This is a genomic window from Bacillus sp. B1-b2 (genome assembly GCF_009183415.1).
GTDB lineage: Bacteria > Bacillota > Bacilli > Bacillales > Cytobacillaceae > Niallia.
In genome coordinates this window covers 101,265-118,623 of the sequence record NZ_WEHU01000001.1, presented here as the reverse complement: position 1 = coordinate 118,623, position 17,359 = coordinate 101,265, and the positions used below count along the sequence as shown (strand labels likewise).

The following is a 17,359-nucleotide window of genomic DNA, read 5'->3' as shown; positions in this document are numbered from 1 at the left end:
AGCTTCTAATCCGTGCATTTTTCTTATACTTTAAAGATTCCTCCAACACCCTTGACTAACCCAGTAACTTGATTCATTGCATTCATCATCATTCCTGCTGTATCCATCATTTTCGGAAAATCTAATGATCCATCCTGTGATTTAAAGGAATTCATAAAAGTTTTCATATTTCCTTGCTTTTTCGGCATAAATGACTGCTTAGGATAAGGATTCATATATCCTTGTTGCTGAGTATAGTTATGATTATATGTTGAATTCATTTGATCTGTCTGTTGGAAATTATTTAAAGGATTTTGAAATATGTTTTGTGAGCTACCTTTATAGGCATTTTGCGGATGAAAATAATTTCCTTCATAATTCCCTTGATATTGTTCCATGGACATACCGTATGGATATTGATGATTCATCCCCATTCCATTCCATTGCTGATGCTGTGGTTGCTGCATATAAGGATGGTATTGTCTATATTCAGCTATATTAGCTAATTGCGTATAGAATGGATGATAAGAATTCCTGTTATATCCTGGACTATGCGACTGAAAAGATGTTCTATACATGAAAAATCGATCCTCCTATAAATATGATCCTCCTTTATCCTATGAGAATAACGCCTATAGCGTGCTTTTCTACATGTATATTAAAATAACTTTTAAAATAGGGGCTTAGGAAAAGAAGAATTTTGGTTTTTATTGAAATGAAGGACTTTAAACAAAATGTTTGAAGCATTATTGTGAAAAAAGCAAAAAAAAAAGAGAAACTTTTCTCCTTTAGATTTCTTTTGTAGCTATTATTTCCTCTTGCAATGCATGTAAAATATAAACAACAGACTTATGAGCATCCAAAAATCTTTTTTTACTTGTTTGGGGAAAAAATGCTTGTATAGAGATAACCTCTATATGATCCGAAGCTGTATCAACTTGTTTATTGTTTAAATAAAAAGGTTTGTTCACTGATATCCATTGCTTTGCTAATTCATTCCATTGATCATTAAGTTGCTTTATATGATTAGCATAAGGTCTAACGGTCTGATAAAAATCTTCTTGTTCTCCTGTTTCTTTGGCTTTATGAAAAGCTTTAAGCAAGTATTCAGCTGCCTCCACTAATTCTTCCGTTAATTCTCTCAGTTCTGTACTCTCACTCAACGTATAAACACTCCATATACTTCATACTTATTAGATTTCATTCTATGCCATTATTTGGCTAAGTTCAAGTACAAGGTACATTTCTTTTGCTGGTTGGAAAAAGGATACATATCCTTTGAATCATTCTGTTTCTCCTTTTCCTGCAAAGATATCAATTTTAATTCTAGGTTATTTAGCTCCTCGACATGACTTTTGGCTATTTCTTGATAGCTCTGGGATTTCTCAAAAAGCAATGTATCAATTGCTAGTAAATCTTTGTTTATATCTTCTAAATACATTAACACAGATTCTTTTGAAAAGATGTTTTCCATTTTTCTCCCTCCAAGCTTTTATGATACTTACCAATTTCTCTATTTTTACTTACTATCCTGCACAGTTGACAAAACTAGAAGGAATTCGCCAAAGAAAGTATCATTTCTCTAAAAGCATGGTATTTTCGACATTAAGTTCAATGAAGCCACTTTAAATCCCATGTAATTAAGTGATGTAGCTGTTTTTGTTTATTTTCATACCATTTAGTAAGAAGAATAGGCTCCTCTCCTTTTTTCCTTTTTCTCCAGCAACTTTTAATTCTCCCTTTATACCAATCTTGACGTGTTACCACTTCATGATTGATAACTGGATATATCATTCTTAATATTGGTGTTCTATTATTGACCTTAAAATGAGTGAATTTTTCATAATCTCTCCGTGACCCAGTATGAATAACTTTTCTTGCAAAATCATAAAACTCTTGATATAAATTAGATTTAAATAAAATAGCTGCTAGGTTGTTTCCTAAGTTTATTCGTTGATCTATAGAGGTAAAATTAGAAACACTTGCACCGTATAAATTTCCGTTAAGATCAGGAAATAAAACAGAATTATAATGTAAAAGATCTTGAAACAAATATGGTATAGAGTGAAAAACATTTTTAATGATTCTCTTATTTTCAATAACAGGTGATTGTATAATATGCTGTTCATTAATAATGAGGCTATTCATGAGTCTTTTCTTATCTCCAGCTTCCCAAAAAAGCTTCCATTCTTCTTCCATAAAAGAAGAAACATGAAAATATTTTAATAAGTGAAACATTGGAGCATTAATTTTCGTCGAATAATCATAGATTAATAATTGTGGGAAGGCATCATTAAAAATAAGCCAGTTTGCTTTCTCATATGTCAAGAAAAGTTGCTGTATTTTCTTCTTACTTAAGATGCTTGAGAACATCGGACCTTGAAGATCACACATACACCAGCCAGCATTCCGCGAAACCTGGCTAGCTAGGAAAGCCCATTGAATTTCTTTATGTTTTTCGTAAAAAGCAAAATAGGCTTCGGTTCTTGAAATATTATCTAAGTTGAACTTATTAGTAATAAGCCTTATTCTATTAATAAGCTCTGCACTATCCATTTTTGAAAAAAAGAAAATGGGACCTAACAAATTGTTCACCTCTTTTTGAAACAATGTGTTATTATTGTTTGTTGATTGATTAAAGTTATACTCCTTAGGATCTTTGTGAGGTGAAAAAGATGAAGATTCATTACCCAAATGGAAGAAGATATGTACCAAACGGGGAAAATAAAGCTTTGCCTAAGAAGAAAGTGAATTACAGTAATCGTGGTATGACGCTTGAGGATGATTTAAATGAAACAAATAAATTTTATTTAGAAACTGGTAAAGCAGTCATACATAAGAAGCCAACTCCAGTCCAAATTGTGCAAGTGGATTATCCAAAAAGAAGTGCTGCAGTCATCAAAGAAGCTTATTTTAAGCAGGCTTCTACAACGGACTATAATGGGATTTACAAGGGTAAATATATTGATTTTGAAGCAAAAGAAACGAAGAATAGTACTTCATTTCCTTTAAACAATTTCCATGATCATCAAATAAAACATATGAAGCTCATAGTGGAACAAAAAGGAATTTGCTTTGTAATCATCTCCTTTTCGCATACAAATGAAATCTTTTATTTAGATGCAGAAATACTATTTACCTTTTGGGAAAGAATGATAAATGGTGGACGAAAATCAATTAAAAAAGAGGAATTACTGACTTCTGGTCATTCTATATCACTTGGTCTACAGCCTAGAATAGACTATATTAAGATTATTGATGCACTTTATCATTTAGATTATTAGTCCTTTTATTGTTGTTTTAATAGAAAGGTAGGAAATGTATATGTCTGATAATTATCAAACAAGAGAGGAGCGCAGAAAGCAACAAGATGCTGCTAAGAAAAAAGATCCATCTAATAAAAAGAAAAAAAGCGGCATGAAATTGTTTAAGCGCGTTCTTCTTATTTTATTATCACTTGGAATTATAGGTATTATAACTGGAGGAATTACATTTGCTGTAATGGTGAAAGATGCTCCTGAATTAGATCCAGAAATATTAAAGGATTCGATTTCATCCACTATTTATGATAAAAACGGGGAGGAAATCACAAAAATTGGTTCTGTCAATCGGGATTATGTTCAGTATGATGAGATACCTGAGTTAGTAAGAGATGCTTTTATCGCTACAGAAGACTCTCGCTTCTTCGATCACCATGGAATTGATCCAATTCGTCTAGGTGGAGCAGTAATCGCAAACTTTAGAGATGGTTTTGGTTCTGAAGGTGCTAGTACCATTACTCAACAGGTGGTTAAAAACTTTTTCTTTAATCAACCTCAAAAAACATTAAACCGTAAGGCACAAGAAGCGTGGCTTGCACTAGAATTAGAGAGAAAATACTCTAAAGAAGAAATATTTGAAATGTATGTAAATAAGATTTTCATGTCTGAAAATATGAGTGGTGTAAAAACAGCAGCAGATGTCTATTTTGGAAAACCACTTGACGAACTCACTTTACCTGAAGCTGCATTACTTGCAGGGATGCCACAAGCACCTAATGCATATAATCCATTCAACAATCCTGACAGAGCAGAGAAACGTCGAAACATTGTGTTATCTCTTATGAATCAGCATGGCTATATCACGAAAGAAGAGATGGAAGAAGCTCAACAAGTTCCAGTAGAGGATTCACTTGTCGCAGTGGAGAATCGTAAGTCAAATGATATGCCTTATGACCCATATATCAAACAAGTAATCGCTGAAATTGAAGAAAAATATCCAGATGTAAATGTATATACAGATGGACTAGAGATTTATACAAATATGGATGTAGAGGCTCAAAAATATGTAGAACAGGTAATGTATGAGGGGCAAATTGTTCCTTTCCCTGACGAGGAATTCCAAGCTGGAATTACCCTATTAGACACAAAAACTGGAGGTATTATTGCTTTAGGTGGTGATAGAGACCCGAGTGTTAAATTAGGAACAAATTATGCTACAGATGTTACAAGACAACCAGGTTCAACAGCTAAACCAATTTTAGACTATGGCCCAGCAGTTGAATACTTAAAATGGGGAACTTATCAAACCTTAGTAGATGAACCTAGTACTTACTCTAATGGAGACTCCATTGGTAACTGGGATGGAAAATATAAAGGCTCACTAACGATGCGTAAGGCTTTAGAAATGTCTAGAAATATACCAGCACTAAAAGCTTTTCAAGCAGTTGGTGGTGAAAAAGCGAAAGAATTTGCTGTAAATCTTGGTATTCCATTAGAACACGCTTATGAATCTTATTCTATCGGGGCTTTTGAAACAACAACTTTACAAATGGCAGGAGCATACAGTGCATTTGGTAATGAGGGCGTTTATAATGAACCACATGCTGTTAACTCTTTTAAACTAAATGATGGTACGAAAATTAATATGGAACCTAAATCACAAGTAGTAATGCAGGATTATACCGCCTTTTTAGTAACTGATATGTTAAAAGGTGTGCTAACAAGTAGTGATGGTACTGGAGCTCAAGCAAATATACCTGGTCTTGCTGTAGCAGGTAAAACGGGTACAACCAATTATTCAGATGAAGATCGTAAAAAGTTTGGAATTACGGACAAAAATAGTGTGCCAGATGCTTGGTTTGCTGGTTATACAACTAACTATACGATGGCTGTTTGGACTGGTTACAAAGATAGAAAAATTCCAGTTAAATCTGGAAATGATCAAAAGATTGCCCAAAAGATCTTCAAAGCTGTAATGAGTCATATTTCGGAAAATGTAGAAACAGCTGACTTTACTAAGCCAAGTAGTGTAGAAACAGTAAAAATCGAAAAAGGAACCTACCCAGCTCGCCTTGCAAGCTCCTATACACCGAGCGATCAAGTGATAACGGAATACGCTGTGAAAGGTAATAAAATAGATAAAATATCTGAAAAATACAATAAACCAGATGCTCCTACAGGTGTTCAGGCTGCATATGATGCAAATACCGATGAAGTAAACGTATCATGGAGTTATGGTGATACCGCAAATGTTAAATTTAATGTTAGTGTTAGTGTGGATGGAGCACAAGCAGAGCAGCTAACTGTGACATCAGATACTAGCTTAAAAATTGCCAAACCTAACCCAGGAAGTAGTTATACCTTTAGCATTACTGCTATTAAAGATGAACAATCAAGTGACCCAGCGTCGTCCAGTGTTACTATTCCAGAAAAAGAAGTAGAAGATCCTGCTCAAACACCTGATGAAAATGAAAACGAGGAAGAAGAGGAATCTTCTGATGAGAACACAAATCAAGGTGGAAATCAAGGCAATACTAATGGAAATAACAATGGAACACAAAATGGAAATGGCACTAACAACGGAAATAATACCGGTACTACAAATGGAAATCAAGGCAATACCGGTGGAACAGGTAATACCAATAATCAACAAAATAATAACCAATCTAATAATACAAACAATCAGAATAACAACAATACACCAACACACTAATAATAAGAAAGAAGGTAGAGCACAATTGTGCCTACCTTCTTTCTTTGTAAATACATTTAATCAGCTAGCTGATTAAATGTATTTATACCGTTTATTACGGTGATTGTTTTAATCGACTTATTCTTATTGGTTTGATAGAGTACTGTTTTTCTAATTCTTTAAATAATTCATCTAATTGACGATACGAATGATAGCCATCTAATCTTTTCATAATAAAAGAAAGCCTATCTTCCATATTAAACGGTTTTATAGCTAATTTATTTAATTGTAAACCATCTTTTATATGGACTGGCTGTTCATTCACCCAATAAATACCTTCTATAAAATACTGTACTGCTTTTGTTATACCAGCTTTAAGTCGATCCTTCTCTTTACCCTTTATATCTATTTCTAATTGTGGTTTAAGTTGCTTCCATTCTTGAAATATTTCTTCCATACTCACTTTTAAGTTCTCGCTATCCCATGGTTTAAACGTATCTAATTGGTTATAAAAATGGACTTCATGTATGAATGGAATAGAACTAACAAAATCCTTGCTCAATAAACAAGGAAATATGTCTTCTATTAATATGGATTTATTTATAAGCTCTTGAGGAATTGATAATGTACCTTTCATCAAACTACACCACGCGTTTTCATTCTTTTTTTCCCCTCTCTACATAAAGGTAATAGAGGACATTCTACACATTGAGGATTTTGGGCTTTACAATGATATCTTCCGAAAAAAATCATTCTATGATGAGTAACAGACCATTCCTCTTTTGGAACCTTTTTCATCAATGTTTTTTCAACCTCTAATACGGAATCTTTCCATCTACATATACCTAGTCTCTTACTAACTCTTTCCACATGCGTATCTACTGCAATAGCGGGAATATCATAAGCGACAGAAACTACCACATTTGCCGTTTTTCTGCCTACTCCAGGTAAATTAATTAATTCATCTCGATCCTTTGGGATTTCCCCATGATACTTTTCAAGTACCATTTGACAAAGCTTTTGAATATTTTTCGCTTTATTTCGATATAGACCAATAGATCTAATATCGTTTTGAAGTTCCTCAAGGGAGACTTGGAGATAGTCTTGTGGTGTTTTATACTTTTTGAATAAAGAACTAGTAACTTTATTAACAAGGACATCTGTACACTGAGCGGATAATGCTACTGCAATCACCAACTCAAATGGATTAGAATGAACTAGTTCACAATGAGCTTCTGGAAACATATCTGCCATTGTATCTAGACAATATCTAATTTCATCTTTCTTTAGCATCTATTTGTAGAACTCCTTATTATTTTATAGGTAAAAATAGTAATACTCTGTTGGCGAAGTCCTAAATCCTCCATTTAGGACTTGGTCAAGTAGTTTAATCATTCATACTTCTAAAAGTGATTTCCTATTATTGATCCAACCAATTATAGAATGGAACTGTCTTTTTGGGCAGTTCATCATCTGTTTCTTTATAAATGGTATTAGTTCCTTGATGTTGTCTAAATTTCTTCCCTTGATTTTTTGCTTGTTCTGTTGTTTTAATACCGTTTTTCTTCCACTCAAATAAAATTCTATCAATATAGCGAAAGTTGAGTTTTCCCGAGATGACGGATTCTCTAAGAGCAGCTTTAATTAATGCTACATCATGTTGATCATCATCTATCCACATATTTAAGGTTTCAATCTCAAATGGGGACAATGGTCTTCCAAATTCTTGTTCAAAGCAAGAGTATAAAGATTTTTCTTCTTTCTCAAAAACTGCTTCTTCTTCCTTTTTGTCTAGTAAGAATAATAAATCTATTAGCTTATTCCATAATGGCTCTAGTGAATATCGCTCAAATCGTATTCCACTATCATGATTACCATCTATAATTTCTATAAAACCATGCTTCATTAATTGTCTTAATAAATTGTGACACTCCATCATATCGATCGTCATTTGCGAAGCAAGTTCTTCTGGTGTTGGAAAGTCATTACCTTTTTCTAAGAAATAATGCACCTGCAGTAATAACACTAATTCTTTTTCATTTAATTTTAAATGTTTATAGTTAGTTAGGAGTATAGTAGGGATACTGACATTTCCTTCTTGGACCCATTTTAATAACATAGTTCTATTCATTAGTACACCTCTAATCTAGTATATCATGGGGTATATTTTGTGAGTATGATGAATATCAGCCAATACTAGTAATTGTTTACAATAAAAATTCATCATTAGAAAAGAAAGAAGGGAGAAATAAGAGGATGTTCTCGACTATTTACGAAACATCTCTTGCTTCTTCCCTTTTTCTTAGTAGATTTTAGTCTACATCATGTGTAATTAAGGATATAAACGGTTTAGTAATCTTGGGAATGGAATCGTTTCACGAACATGTTCTACTCCTGAAATCCAAGCAACCGTTCTTTCTAAACCAAGTCCAAAGCCTGAATGTGGAACTGAGCCATATTGTCTTAACTCTAAATACCATTTATAAGTCTCTGGATCTAGATTATGTTCTTCTACTCTTTTACCTAAAAGATCCATATCATGTATACGTTCAGAGCCTCCGATAATTTCTCCATAACCTTCTGGTGCAATTAAATCAGCACATAATACAACATCTTCTCTTTCTGGATGTGGCTGCATATAGAAAGGTTTTAAAGAAGTTGGATATTGCGTAATAAAGACTGGTTTGTCATAGCTTTCAGCAATTGCTGTTTCATGTGGTGCACCAAAATCGTCTCCCCACACAATATCATTGAAGCCTTTTTCATGTAAGAAAGTAATAGCATCATCATACGTAATTCTTGGGAATGGTGCTTTAATATGCTCTAGCTTTGTAACATCTCTTCCTAATGTTTTTAATTCTAATGAGCAATTTTTTAGGACAGATTGAACAACATAAGATACATATTGCTCTTGTACTTCTAAGTTTTCTTCAAATTCTACAAATGCCATTTCAGGCTCAATCATCCAAAACTCAATTAAATGACGGCGAGTTTTAGATTTTTCTGCACGGAAGGTTGGACCAAAAGAGAATACTTTTCCTAATGCCATAGCAGCAGCTTCCATATAAAGTTGTCCACTTTGTGAAAGATAAGCATCTTCATCAAAATATTTAGTAGCAAATAGTTCAGTCGTACCTTCAGGAGCACTTCCTGTTAAGATAGGTGGGTCTACTTTCACAAACCCATTCTCATTAAAGAATTCGTAAGTAGCACGTATAATCTCGTTTCTCACCTTCATCACAGCATGTTGACGTTTCGAACGTAACCATAAATGACGATTATCCATTAAGAACTCAGTTCCATGTTCTTTAGGTGTAATAGGATAATCTGTAGAAGCATGAATTAACTCTACGTTTTTCACTAATAATTCATATCCAAAAGGAGATCGCTCATCTACTTGAACGGTTCCTGTCACATATACAGATGATTCTTGTGTAACAGACTTTGCTGTTTGGAAAACTTCTTCAGGTACATCGCTTTTCACGACTACTCCTTGAACAAAGCCTGATCCATCACGAAGCTGTAAAAAAGCAATTTTTCCACTTGAACGCTTATTTGCTATCCAAGCTCCGACTTTCACTTCTTGATCAACATACTTTGATAATTCTGCTATAGTAGCTTTATTCACAATTAACTCCTCCAAAAACAAATAAAATAAATATATGTACTAACTTTAGTGATTTGTTAGCTTCACTATTCTAATAAAATAAAACGGTATAAAACCGCAATTTATCTAATCAAAAAAACCTTTAACCTACAAGTAATAAAACATGTTAGAAAAAAAACTCACTACCAAATCATTATACTCTTACATAGAAAGACAATCAATAAGATAGAGAAATTCCAACAATTAATAACACATCACATTTACTAAAACATAAAGGATGTCTTAAATAGAGTACAGAAACCTCTTTATTAGAAGACACCCTTTTCTATTATTATTGATTTACCATCATTTTCTTTTCCACAAATTGATGCATTCTTTCTACTGCTGCTTCTAGATTTTCAAGGGAAGTAGCATAAGAAAGCCTCATATAATCATCTGTGCCAAAGCCAGATCCAGGTACAACTGCTACTAATGCCTCTTCTAACAGTGCCTCTGCAAAAGAATCAACAGAAACATACCCTGTAAGTTCTGCAGCTTCTTTCACGTTAGGATATAAATAAAATGCACCTTTTGGTTTTAAGCAATGAATACCAGGGATTTTATTCAATTTTTCATGAATAATAGTCAGTCTCTCTTCGAAAGCCACTCGCATTTCTTCTACTGAATCTTGTGGTCCCGTATATGCTTCAATTGTCGCAAACTGAGCCGTAGTTGTAGGGTTAGAAGTACTGTGACTGGCAAGATTCGTCATTGCCGTAATAATTTCTTTATTACCTGCTGCATACCCAATTCTCCATCCCGTCATAGAATGGGATTTTGAAACACCATTTATAATAATGGTTGCTTCTTTTAATTCAGGAGATAAAGAAGCGATAGATACATGCTCACTATCACCATATACTAATTTTTCATATATTTCATCTGAAATAATTAATATATTATGCTCTAAACATACTTGACCAATCTCCACTAATTCTTGTTCTGTATAAATCATACCTGTTGGATTACTTGGGGTATTAAGCACAAGTGCTTTTGTCTTAGATGTAATCGCCGCTTTTAGTTGATCTGATGTTATTTTGAATTCGTTCTTCTCTGAACCTTCTACATAAACAGGAACGCCTTCAGCAAGCTTTACTTGTTCCGGGTAACTTACCCAATATGGGGTTGGAATAATTACTTCGTCCCCTTTGTTTAATATTACTTGAAATAATGTATATAAACCGTGTTTAGCACCATTAGTAACAATGATTTGATTTACATCATAGTCTAAATTTTGGTCATTCTTAAATTTAGACACAATTGCTTTTTTTAATGCTGGAATACCTGCAGAAGGAGTATATTTTGTATATCCCTCATGCATACTTCTTGTAGCAGCATCCAAAATATTTTTAGGTGTATTAAAGTCTGGTTCCCCTGCTCCAAGACCAATAACATTATGCCCTTCTGCTTTTAAAGCAGCAGCTTTTGCTGTAATAGCTAAGGTTGTTGATGGAGTTAATGCATTAACTCTTTCAGCTAATTGAATTTTCACGTTTCCCACTCCTACCCCTTAATAATTTTCAATGGTTAAAAGAATTTCACCAGTTTGAAAATCAATATAATGATAATTAATTGAATCGTTATTCGTATAAGAGTATATCTCCCATACAGGTAAATCATCATACATCCCAAGTCGAACTGAATTCACTTCTTCAGGTGACTGTTCTGATAATAATATATTAATTGCTTCTTCTTTGGTTATCCCATTTTTAGTCTGTTTGGTGGTAATTTTCTTTGATTTTTCCTCTATCCAAACGACAATGCTTTGATTTTTCGTATTTTCACCTTCAACAATATAATAGGTTTTCTTTCCATTATATATACTGAATTTACTTACACTTTCTAAATCAGCTTTGTCTGTTGCAATAGCTACCGCTTCCTCTTTTGCAGTGTTATAAGGCTTCATAGCTTGCACATAAGTATGTACGCAAAAAAAGATAATCATTACAACAAATAAACTACCGATCCATATCCATTTCTTCATAAACATCTCTTCTTTTACATCAATTTTTGTTGCTTCCGTATATTATAACAGCATTTGACATTAGATAGAAATTATTTTTCACACAAAAATATAAGTTTTAACTAGATTAATCATGCTTTACAACCATTCTTCCATAAATGCAATTAATTCATGAATATCTTTTTTTCTAACAGGAACATTCGGTATTGATTGCATGAATATGTCGCCATATGATGTAGTAACAATTCTACGATCAAATACGATTATTAACCCTCTATCATCCTCTGAACGAATTAGTCTTCCAAATCCCTGTTTAAAACGTAAAACAGCTTCTGGTAAACTATTTTCTAAAAATGGATTTCCTCCATTCATTCTTATTCTTTCATTTTTTGCTTCTGTTAAAGGCTCTTCAGGAGATGAAAATGGTAAGCGCACGATAATTAAACATGTTAAATCCTCCCCTGGAATGTCAATTCCCTCCCAAAAACTATTTGTACCTAGTAAAATGGCTTTTTCATATCGTTGGAAATTTTTTGTTAACCTCATTCTACTTCCAGTTGTGATACCTTGAGCTAAAATCGCATATTCCTCTAATTGTCCGCTATCTTTTAATAACTCATAGGATTTTCTTAGCATATCATTAGCAGTGAATAAGATTAACATTCGCCCCTTTGTTGTTTTAGCCATCTTAATAATATGCTTACAGATAGCTTCTGTGTATTCATCAAGTGTCACTGAATTAATTTCTGGAATATCATTTGGAATTAATAATTCCACTTGTTTATCATACTGGAATGGAGAGTCTATCTGTAGTTCTATATGGTTCTTATCAATTAATCCAAGTAGCTTGGCATAATACTCAAATGAATGGTTTACAGTAATAGTTGCTGAAGTAAAAATAACACTCTTCTTTTTCTGAAAAAAAGTTTCTTGTAAAATATTTGCTATAGAAAATGGCTGTGTATAGAGTGCCGCATTATTAGGAAAATTCTTCACATCTCCCTCTAGCCATGCAATATTGCTACTATCCTTAATAAACGTTTCCCGCAGTATATTTCTATATTCTTCCCATTCATTTAATAAATGCTGAATTCTTTCTATTTGCAATATTTGATAAGAGGATAACGTCTTTTTCTCTATCAGCACAGCAGATAGATTATCTTGTATCATACGACTACTATCCTTCCAACGAAACAACATTCTTTCTGCCACCATTTTTATATTGGTCCAGCTTCTACTTCCGTCGTCTACTAAGCGAGTACTTAATTTCCCATCTTTTGTCTTACTTTTATACTGCTTTACATATCGATACATGGAACGGAATAATTCTTCTAACTCCAATTGTAGCTCTAATATACTTCTACTTAATTCATTTTTATCATAAATCAAGGAATTGGCTTCCATTATTGTTTCTAATTTTGCAAATAGCTGTCTTTGATCTAGTGTTCCGAAATAGTTAAGGCTTTGTCGGACAGAAGGATAAGAAAATTGGCAACCTATATGCTTATTTGCCGTTTTTTCAAAATGATGGCCTTCATCAATTATGGCATAGTCATATGCAGGTAATACTTTTTGCTCAAGTGTAAGATCTTTCACCAGCAAAGAATGATTGGTAATTATAATATTTGCCTTTTGAGCTGCATTACGTGTTTTTCTGTAAAAGTCTTTAGCAGCCCATTCTTTAGATATTGGTAAAGAGAAGCTTCCATCGTTTTTTATCTTATTCCAAAATTGAATTCCACCATTAGTAAGATTTAATTCGTCTTTATCTCCAGTAGTTGTTTCAGTTAACCAAATTAATAATTGCATCTTAGTCATAATAACATCGTAATTATCTTCTTGTTCTCGTAGAGCTACTTCAAATTTATCTAAGCTAATATAATGATTTCTCCCTTTTAAAACTGTAAACGAAATAGGAAAAGGTAGTATCTCATTCAATAGCGGAATATCCTTTTGGATTAATTGCTCCTGCAACTGTGTCGTATGTGTACTAATGACAATTTGCTTTTGTTTTTCTATTGAGAAGTAGCTAGCAGGAATCAAGTAGCCTAATGTTTTTCCTACACCAGTTCCTGCTTCAATTAGGCCATGGACTTCCTCTGTAAATGCATCGAATATGGCTTTCATCATCTTCGTTTGACCAGATCTATTTTTATAAGAAGCTAAAACAGATCTCATCCTACTTTCTAGAAAATCCATATCAAAGGAATAGGTATCATTATCCATCAAACCATGCTTTTTTATGCTAGTCACTTTTTTTAATGTTAAGCCTCTATAGGTTTCCAAATGATCTGGTATGTATTCCGTTTTGGTTTGTTTATCTTGTATTAATGCATATAAGTAATCATCTAGATCACTTTTCAAGCTTGCGCTTAGCACTTCTAATTGCTTTAATGTTTGAAGTGGAAGGTCTTCAAGCTTATTCAATAGGATCAATAATAATTCAGCGGTAACATATGCATCACTATCTGCCTGGTGTGGCCTACTATGGACAATTCCTTGTTGTGTAGCAAGGTCTGTTAGCTTATATCCATCCGCTGTGGGAAATAGAATTCTTGATAGTTCAACTGTATCAAGGAATGGCCCCATAAAGCGACGAAATCCCGCTTGTTCTAATTCCTCATTTAAAAAGGAAAGATCAAAAAGAACATTATGTGCGACAAAATAAGCATCTTCCAAGAGATCCTTCACCTTATCTGCAATTTCGTCAAATATAGGAGCAGTGTCCACCATATCATCCGTAATTCCAGTTAATTCAGCAATAAAAGGATTAATTGTTTGTAAAGGATTCACAAAGGAAGAATACTCTTCTACAATTCTGCCCTCTTCTATGACAACTGCCGCAAACTGAATAATTCGATCACCTTTTTTTGGAGAATTACCGTTTGTTTCTAAATCAACTACTACAAATTTGTTACTCATCAAGCCCACCTCAAACTTTCAGTCAATCAAACGGTATCATAAAAAAGGAAAAAGGAAAAGACATTACTTTCAATCTGTCCGCACTAATCATGTTTATTATTATTTTTTCCAAACGGTAAGAGATCAATACAATTTCATTTTATAGAATATAGTTAGTAATATTAGGTTGAATTTAAGAAGATGATGGATTATCTTTCTTAAATTAACAGTGAGTTGAAACGAATGATAATTTTCGTCCGTATAGTTGGATAGAATGAATGAGATAAAAAGGAGATGTTAGAAGTGGATAAAAAAAGTGGGAAGAACTCAATAATACCATGGACAATAGTTGGTGCTATGCTCGGAGCTAGTTTTGGAGCCATTTTAGGTATTATTGCGTATAATTATAATTGGTTAGGCTAGATAAGTTATTTTCTTTATCTGCATAATCTTCTAAGCTTATAAGATTACTGAAAAGGCATTTATATATAGACTAATGCTAATAAAAAGCTTTAAGTAATACTTCATAGAACGAATAGGTTTACCGGTCGACTATCACAGGACATGCGAGAAAGTCCAGAAAGAAAGTGACCGGTAGCCTCGAAAAACAGCGATTAACTAGATAAAATGTGGGCATTTTCCCTTACTTTTTTAGTGCTCAAAGTAAGCAATAGAAATTTATGCATTTCCTCTGCTATCAATAGAAGCCGAGCATATTGCATATTTTTCCTTTCAAGAATCTTTTCAAAAAGTACATTATAAAATCGTTCTTTCTAGCTCTTGATGAAGAAGAGATTTGATACGGTTATTCTCATCCATTATAGCCACTTTTGGTTGATGCTTACTTAGCTCTTCATTGGAAATCATGCAATAGGAAATAATAATAACTATATCTCCTACCTGCACATGTCTTGCAGCAGCACCATTTAAACAAATGGTTCCTGTTCCTCGTTCACCAGGAATAATATACGTTTCTAGTCTTGCTCCGTTATTATTATTCACAATCTGTACTTTTTCATTTGGAACCATGCCGACTGCATCTAAAATATCTTCATCTATTGTTATACTTCCCACATAGTTTAAATTGGCTTCTGTAACAGTTGCACGATGAATCTTTCCGTTCATCATTGTACGGTACATATGCTTATCCTCCAGTTTTGATCATTCATAATAAGTCAAAAGTAATATTATCAATTAACCTAGCTTTACTAAATTGGACAGCTCCTGCAACAATGATTGATCCAGATCGTTCCACTATTTCTTCTAAGGTTGGGTATGTTAAGATCTCTAAATAATCTACACTCCCACTTGTGTTAGCCTCTATAAACTCTTTTAGATGTAGCGTAATTTCTTGGATAGGTGTATTCCCTTTAATCACTTCTTCTCTTGCACGAGCCAATGATTTATATAAAATACCTGCTTCCAGTCTTTCCAACTCTGTAAGACGAACATTTCTAGAACTCTTTGCTAAGCCATCTTCTTCGCGAACTGTATTTACTGGTACTAAATTAATCGGAAAATTAAAGTCGTTTATTAGTCCATCTACTACAGCTACTTGTTGGGCATCCTTTTTCCCAAAGTATACATTCGTCGGTTGAACTATATGGAATAATTTTGTTAATACAGTTGCAACACCATCAAAATGACCTGGTCTTGAACGTCCACAAAGGCAATCTGTTCTTCTTTCCACTTTTACTGTAACAGACATGGAAGTAGGGTACATTTCTTGAACAGAAGGATGAAAAAGAACATCTACTCCTTCGTCAATAGCCACTTGCTTATCGTGTTCAAAATCTCTTGGATATGATTCAAGGTCTTCATTTGGTCCAAATTGAAGAGGATTAACAAAAACACTCATAATTACCTTGTCATTCTCTTTCCTAGCCTCTTTCAGAAGTGCTCTATGTCCTTCATGAAGGTATCCCATAGTAGGTACAAAACCAATATTCACATCTTTTTTCAAGCTCCCTAAATAATCTTGAAGTTCCCTTGGATTTGTTAATACTTTCATGATTTTATTCCTCCATAAAGGTTCTCTAGCTCTTCTGCAGTCATTGTAAAGCTATGTTTCTCCTCCGGAAATGCACCTGATTTTACTTCTGCTATATATTCCTGCAGGGAAGGTAGAATTTGTGCATTAACATCAGTATATTGCTTAACAAACCTAGCAACACGATCAACTCCATAAGTGATCACATCATGGTAAACTAAAACTTGACCATCTGTAGCTGAACCTGCTCCAATTCCAATTGTTGGAATAGTAAGTCTTTCACTAATCTCCTTAGCTACCTGCATTGGTACACATTCTAATACTATTGCAAACGCACCCGCTTGTTCACATTTCAAAGCATTATCTAAAAGTAGCTTTGCTTCTTCAGAGCTTTTCCCTTGAACTTTATATCCTCCTAATACACCAACTGATTGTGGAGTTAAGCCAAGGTGTGCCATTACTGGAACACCAGCATTCGTTAATCGATGCATTGTGTTAATTACCTCACCTGCTCCTTCGAGCTTTACTGCGTTTGCACCTACTTCTTGCATTAATTTTGCTGCATGTAACAAGGTATCTCGGTTAGATAGGTGATAAGTCATAAAAGGCATATCTATTACGATAAAAGTATCCTTTGCTCCACGCTTAACCGCTTTTCCATGGTGAATCATGTCGTCAAGAGTGACAGGTACTGTTGAATCATATCCTAATACAACCATTCCTAGAGAATCACCTACAAGTATCATATCCATTCCTGCTTGCTCTACTGTTTTAGCAGAAGGATAATCATATGCGGTCATCATGGTGATTTTCTCCTTTTGTTGCTTCATTTTAAGAAATTGGGTAGTACTTTTCAATTTTGCTCCTCCTTAAATGGAAGAGGAATGATGATAATAAAGAAAAATCCTCTACAAAGTTATAGAAGGAT

Annotated in this window: 16 protein-coding genes; 2 read left to right on the top strand and 14 right to left on the bottom strand. The window is 33.7% G+C overall.

Features of this window, described 5'->3' with window-relative positions:
- Positions 1-23: 23 nt before the first annotated feature.
- From F9279_RS00640 to F9279_RS00625, 4 genes are all read right to left on the bottom strand, one after another.
- Positions 24-557: a YppG family protein gene (locus F9279_RS00640; RefSeq protein ID WP_152110703.1), complete on the bottom strand. Its 534-nt coding sequence runs from the start codon at positions 555-557 to the stop codon at positions 24-26.
- A 210-nt stretch (positions 558-767) separates the two neighbouring features.
- Positions 768-1,142, bottom strand: a complete 375-nt coding sequence (locus tag F9279_RS00635; RefSeq protein WP_193224371.1) for a YppE family protein — start codon at positions 1,140-1,142, stop codon at positions 768-770.
- A 50-nt stretch (positions 1,143-1,192) separates the two neighbouring features.
- Positions 1,193-1,453: a hypothetical protein gene (locus F9279_RS00630; RefSeq protein ID WP_152110701.1), complete on the bottom strand. Its 261-nt coding sequence runs from the start codon at positions 1,451-1,453 to the stop codon at positions 1,193-1,195.
- A gap of 137 nt (positions 1,454-1,590) precedes the next feature.
- Positions 1,591-2,565, bottom strand: coding sequence for a DUF2515 family protein (locus F9279_RS00625; protein WP_226793072.1), 975 nt, complete (start codon positions 2,563-2,565; stop codon positions 1,591-1,593).
- An 89-nt stretch (positions 2,566-2,654) separates the two neighbouring features.
- On the opposite strand from F9279_RS00625, the gene recU reads away from it, so the two are divergent.
- Together recU and F9279_RS00615 are read left to right on the top strand one after the other, a co-directional pair.
- Entirely contained in the window at positions 2,655-3,263 is a 609-nt protein-coding gene (gene recU / locus F9279_RS00620; RefSeq protein ID WP_152110700.1) for a Holliday junction resolvase RecU, read from the top strand.
- A 40-nt stretch (positions 3,264-3,303) separates the two neighbouring features.
- Entirely contained in the window at positions 3,304-5,952 is a 2,649-nt protein-coding gene (locus tag F9279_RS00615) for a penicillin-binding protein 1A (protein WP_152110699.1), read from the top strand.
- A 94-nt stretch (positions 5,953-6,046) separates the two neighbouring features.
- Here the strand turns inward: F9279_RS00615 and F9279_RS00610 are convergent, their stop codons facing one another.
- From F9279_RS00610 to panB, 10 genes are all read right to left on the bottom strand, one after another.
- Entirely contained in the window at positions 6,047-6,568 is a 522-nt protein-coding gene (locus tag F9279_RS00610) for a YpoC family protein (protein WP_152110698.1), read from the bottom strand.
- A complete protein-coding gene (nth, locus tag F9279_RS00605; RefSeq protein WP_152110697.1) occupies positions 6,568-7,224 on the bottom strand; it encodes an endonuclease III in 657 nt (218 codons plus the stop codon). Before nth ends, F9279_RS00610 begins: the two co-directional genes overlap by 1 nt.
- A 127-nt stretch (positions 7,225-7,351) precedes the next feature.
- A complete protein-coding gene (locus F9279_RS00600) occupies positions 7,352-8,062 on the bottom strand; it encodes a DnaD domain-containing protein (RefSeq protein WP_152110696.1) in 711 nt (236 codons plus the stop codon).
- A gap of 201 nt (positions 8,063-8,263) precedes the next feature.
- Positions 8,264-9,544, bottom strand: coding sequence for an asparagine--tRNA ligase (asnS, locus tag F9279_RS00595; protein WP_413463181.1), 1,281 nt, complete (start codon positions 9,542-9,544; stop codon positions 8,264-8,266).
- A gap of 325 nt (positions 9,545-9,869) precedes the next feature.
- Entirely contained in the window at positions 9,870-11,069 is a 1,200-nt protein-coding gene (locus F9279_RS00590) for a pyridoxal phosphate-dependent aminotransferase (protein WP_319020732.1), read from the bottom strand.
- Positions 11,070-11,087: 18 nt separating this feature from the next.
- Positions 11,088-11,561, bottom strand: a complete 474-nt coding sequence (locus tag F9279_RS00585; protein ID WP_152110694.1) for a DUF5590 domain-containing protein — start codon at positions 11,559-11,561, stop codon at positions 11,088-11,090.
- Positions 11,562-11,678: 117 nt separating this feature from the next.
- A complete protein-coding gene (gene dinG, locus F9279_RS00580) occupies positions 11,679-14,462 on the bottom strand; it encodes an ATP-dependent DNA helicase DinG (RefSeq protein WP_152110693.1) in 2,784 nt (927 codons plus the stop codon).
- A 735-nt stretch (positions 14,463-15,197) separates the two neighbouring features.
- The gene (panD, locus tag F9279_RS00575) at positions 15,198-15,581 is read right to left on the bottom strand and encodes an aspartate 1-decarboxylase (protein ID WP_152110692.1); all 384 of its coding nucleotides are present in this window, start codon (positions 15,579-15,581) and stop codon (positions 15,198-15,200) included.
- Positions 15,582-15,606: 25 nt separating this feature from the next.
- Positions 15,607-16,452: a pantoate--beta-alanine ligase gene (gene panC / locus F9279_RS00570; RefSeq protein ID WP_152110691.1), complete on the bottom strand. Its 846-nt coding sequence runs from the start codon at positions 16,450-16,452 to the stop codon at positions 15,607-15,609.
- Entirely contained in the window at positions 16,449-17,288 is an 840-nt protein-coding gene (gene panB, locus F9279_RS00565) for a 3-methyl-2-oxobutanoate hydroxymethyltransferase (RefSeq protein ID WP_152110690.1), read from the bottom strand. The genes panC and panB overlap by 4 nt, the downstream gene beginning before the upstream one ends.
- Positions 17,289-17,359 lie beyond the last annotated feature (71 nt).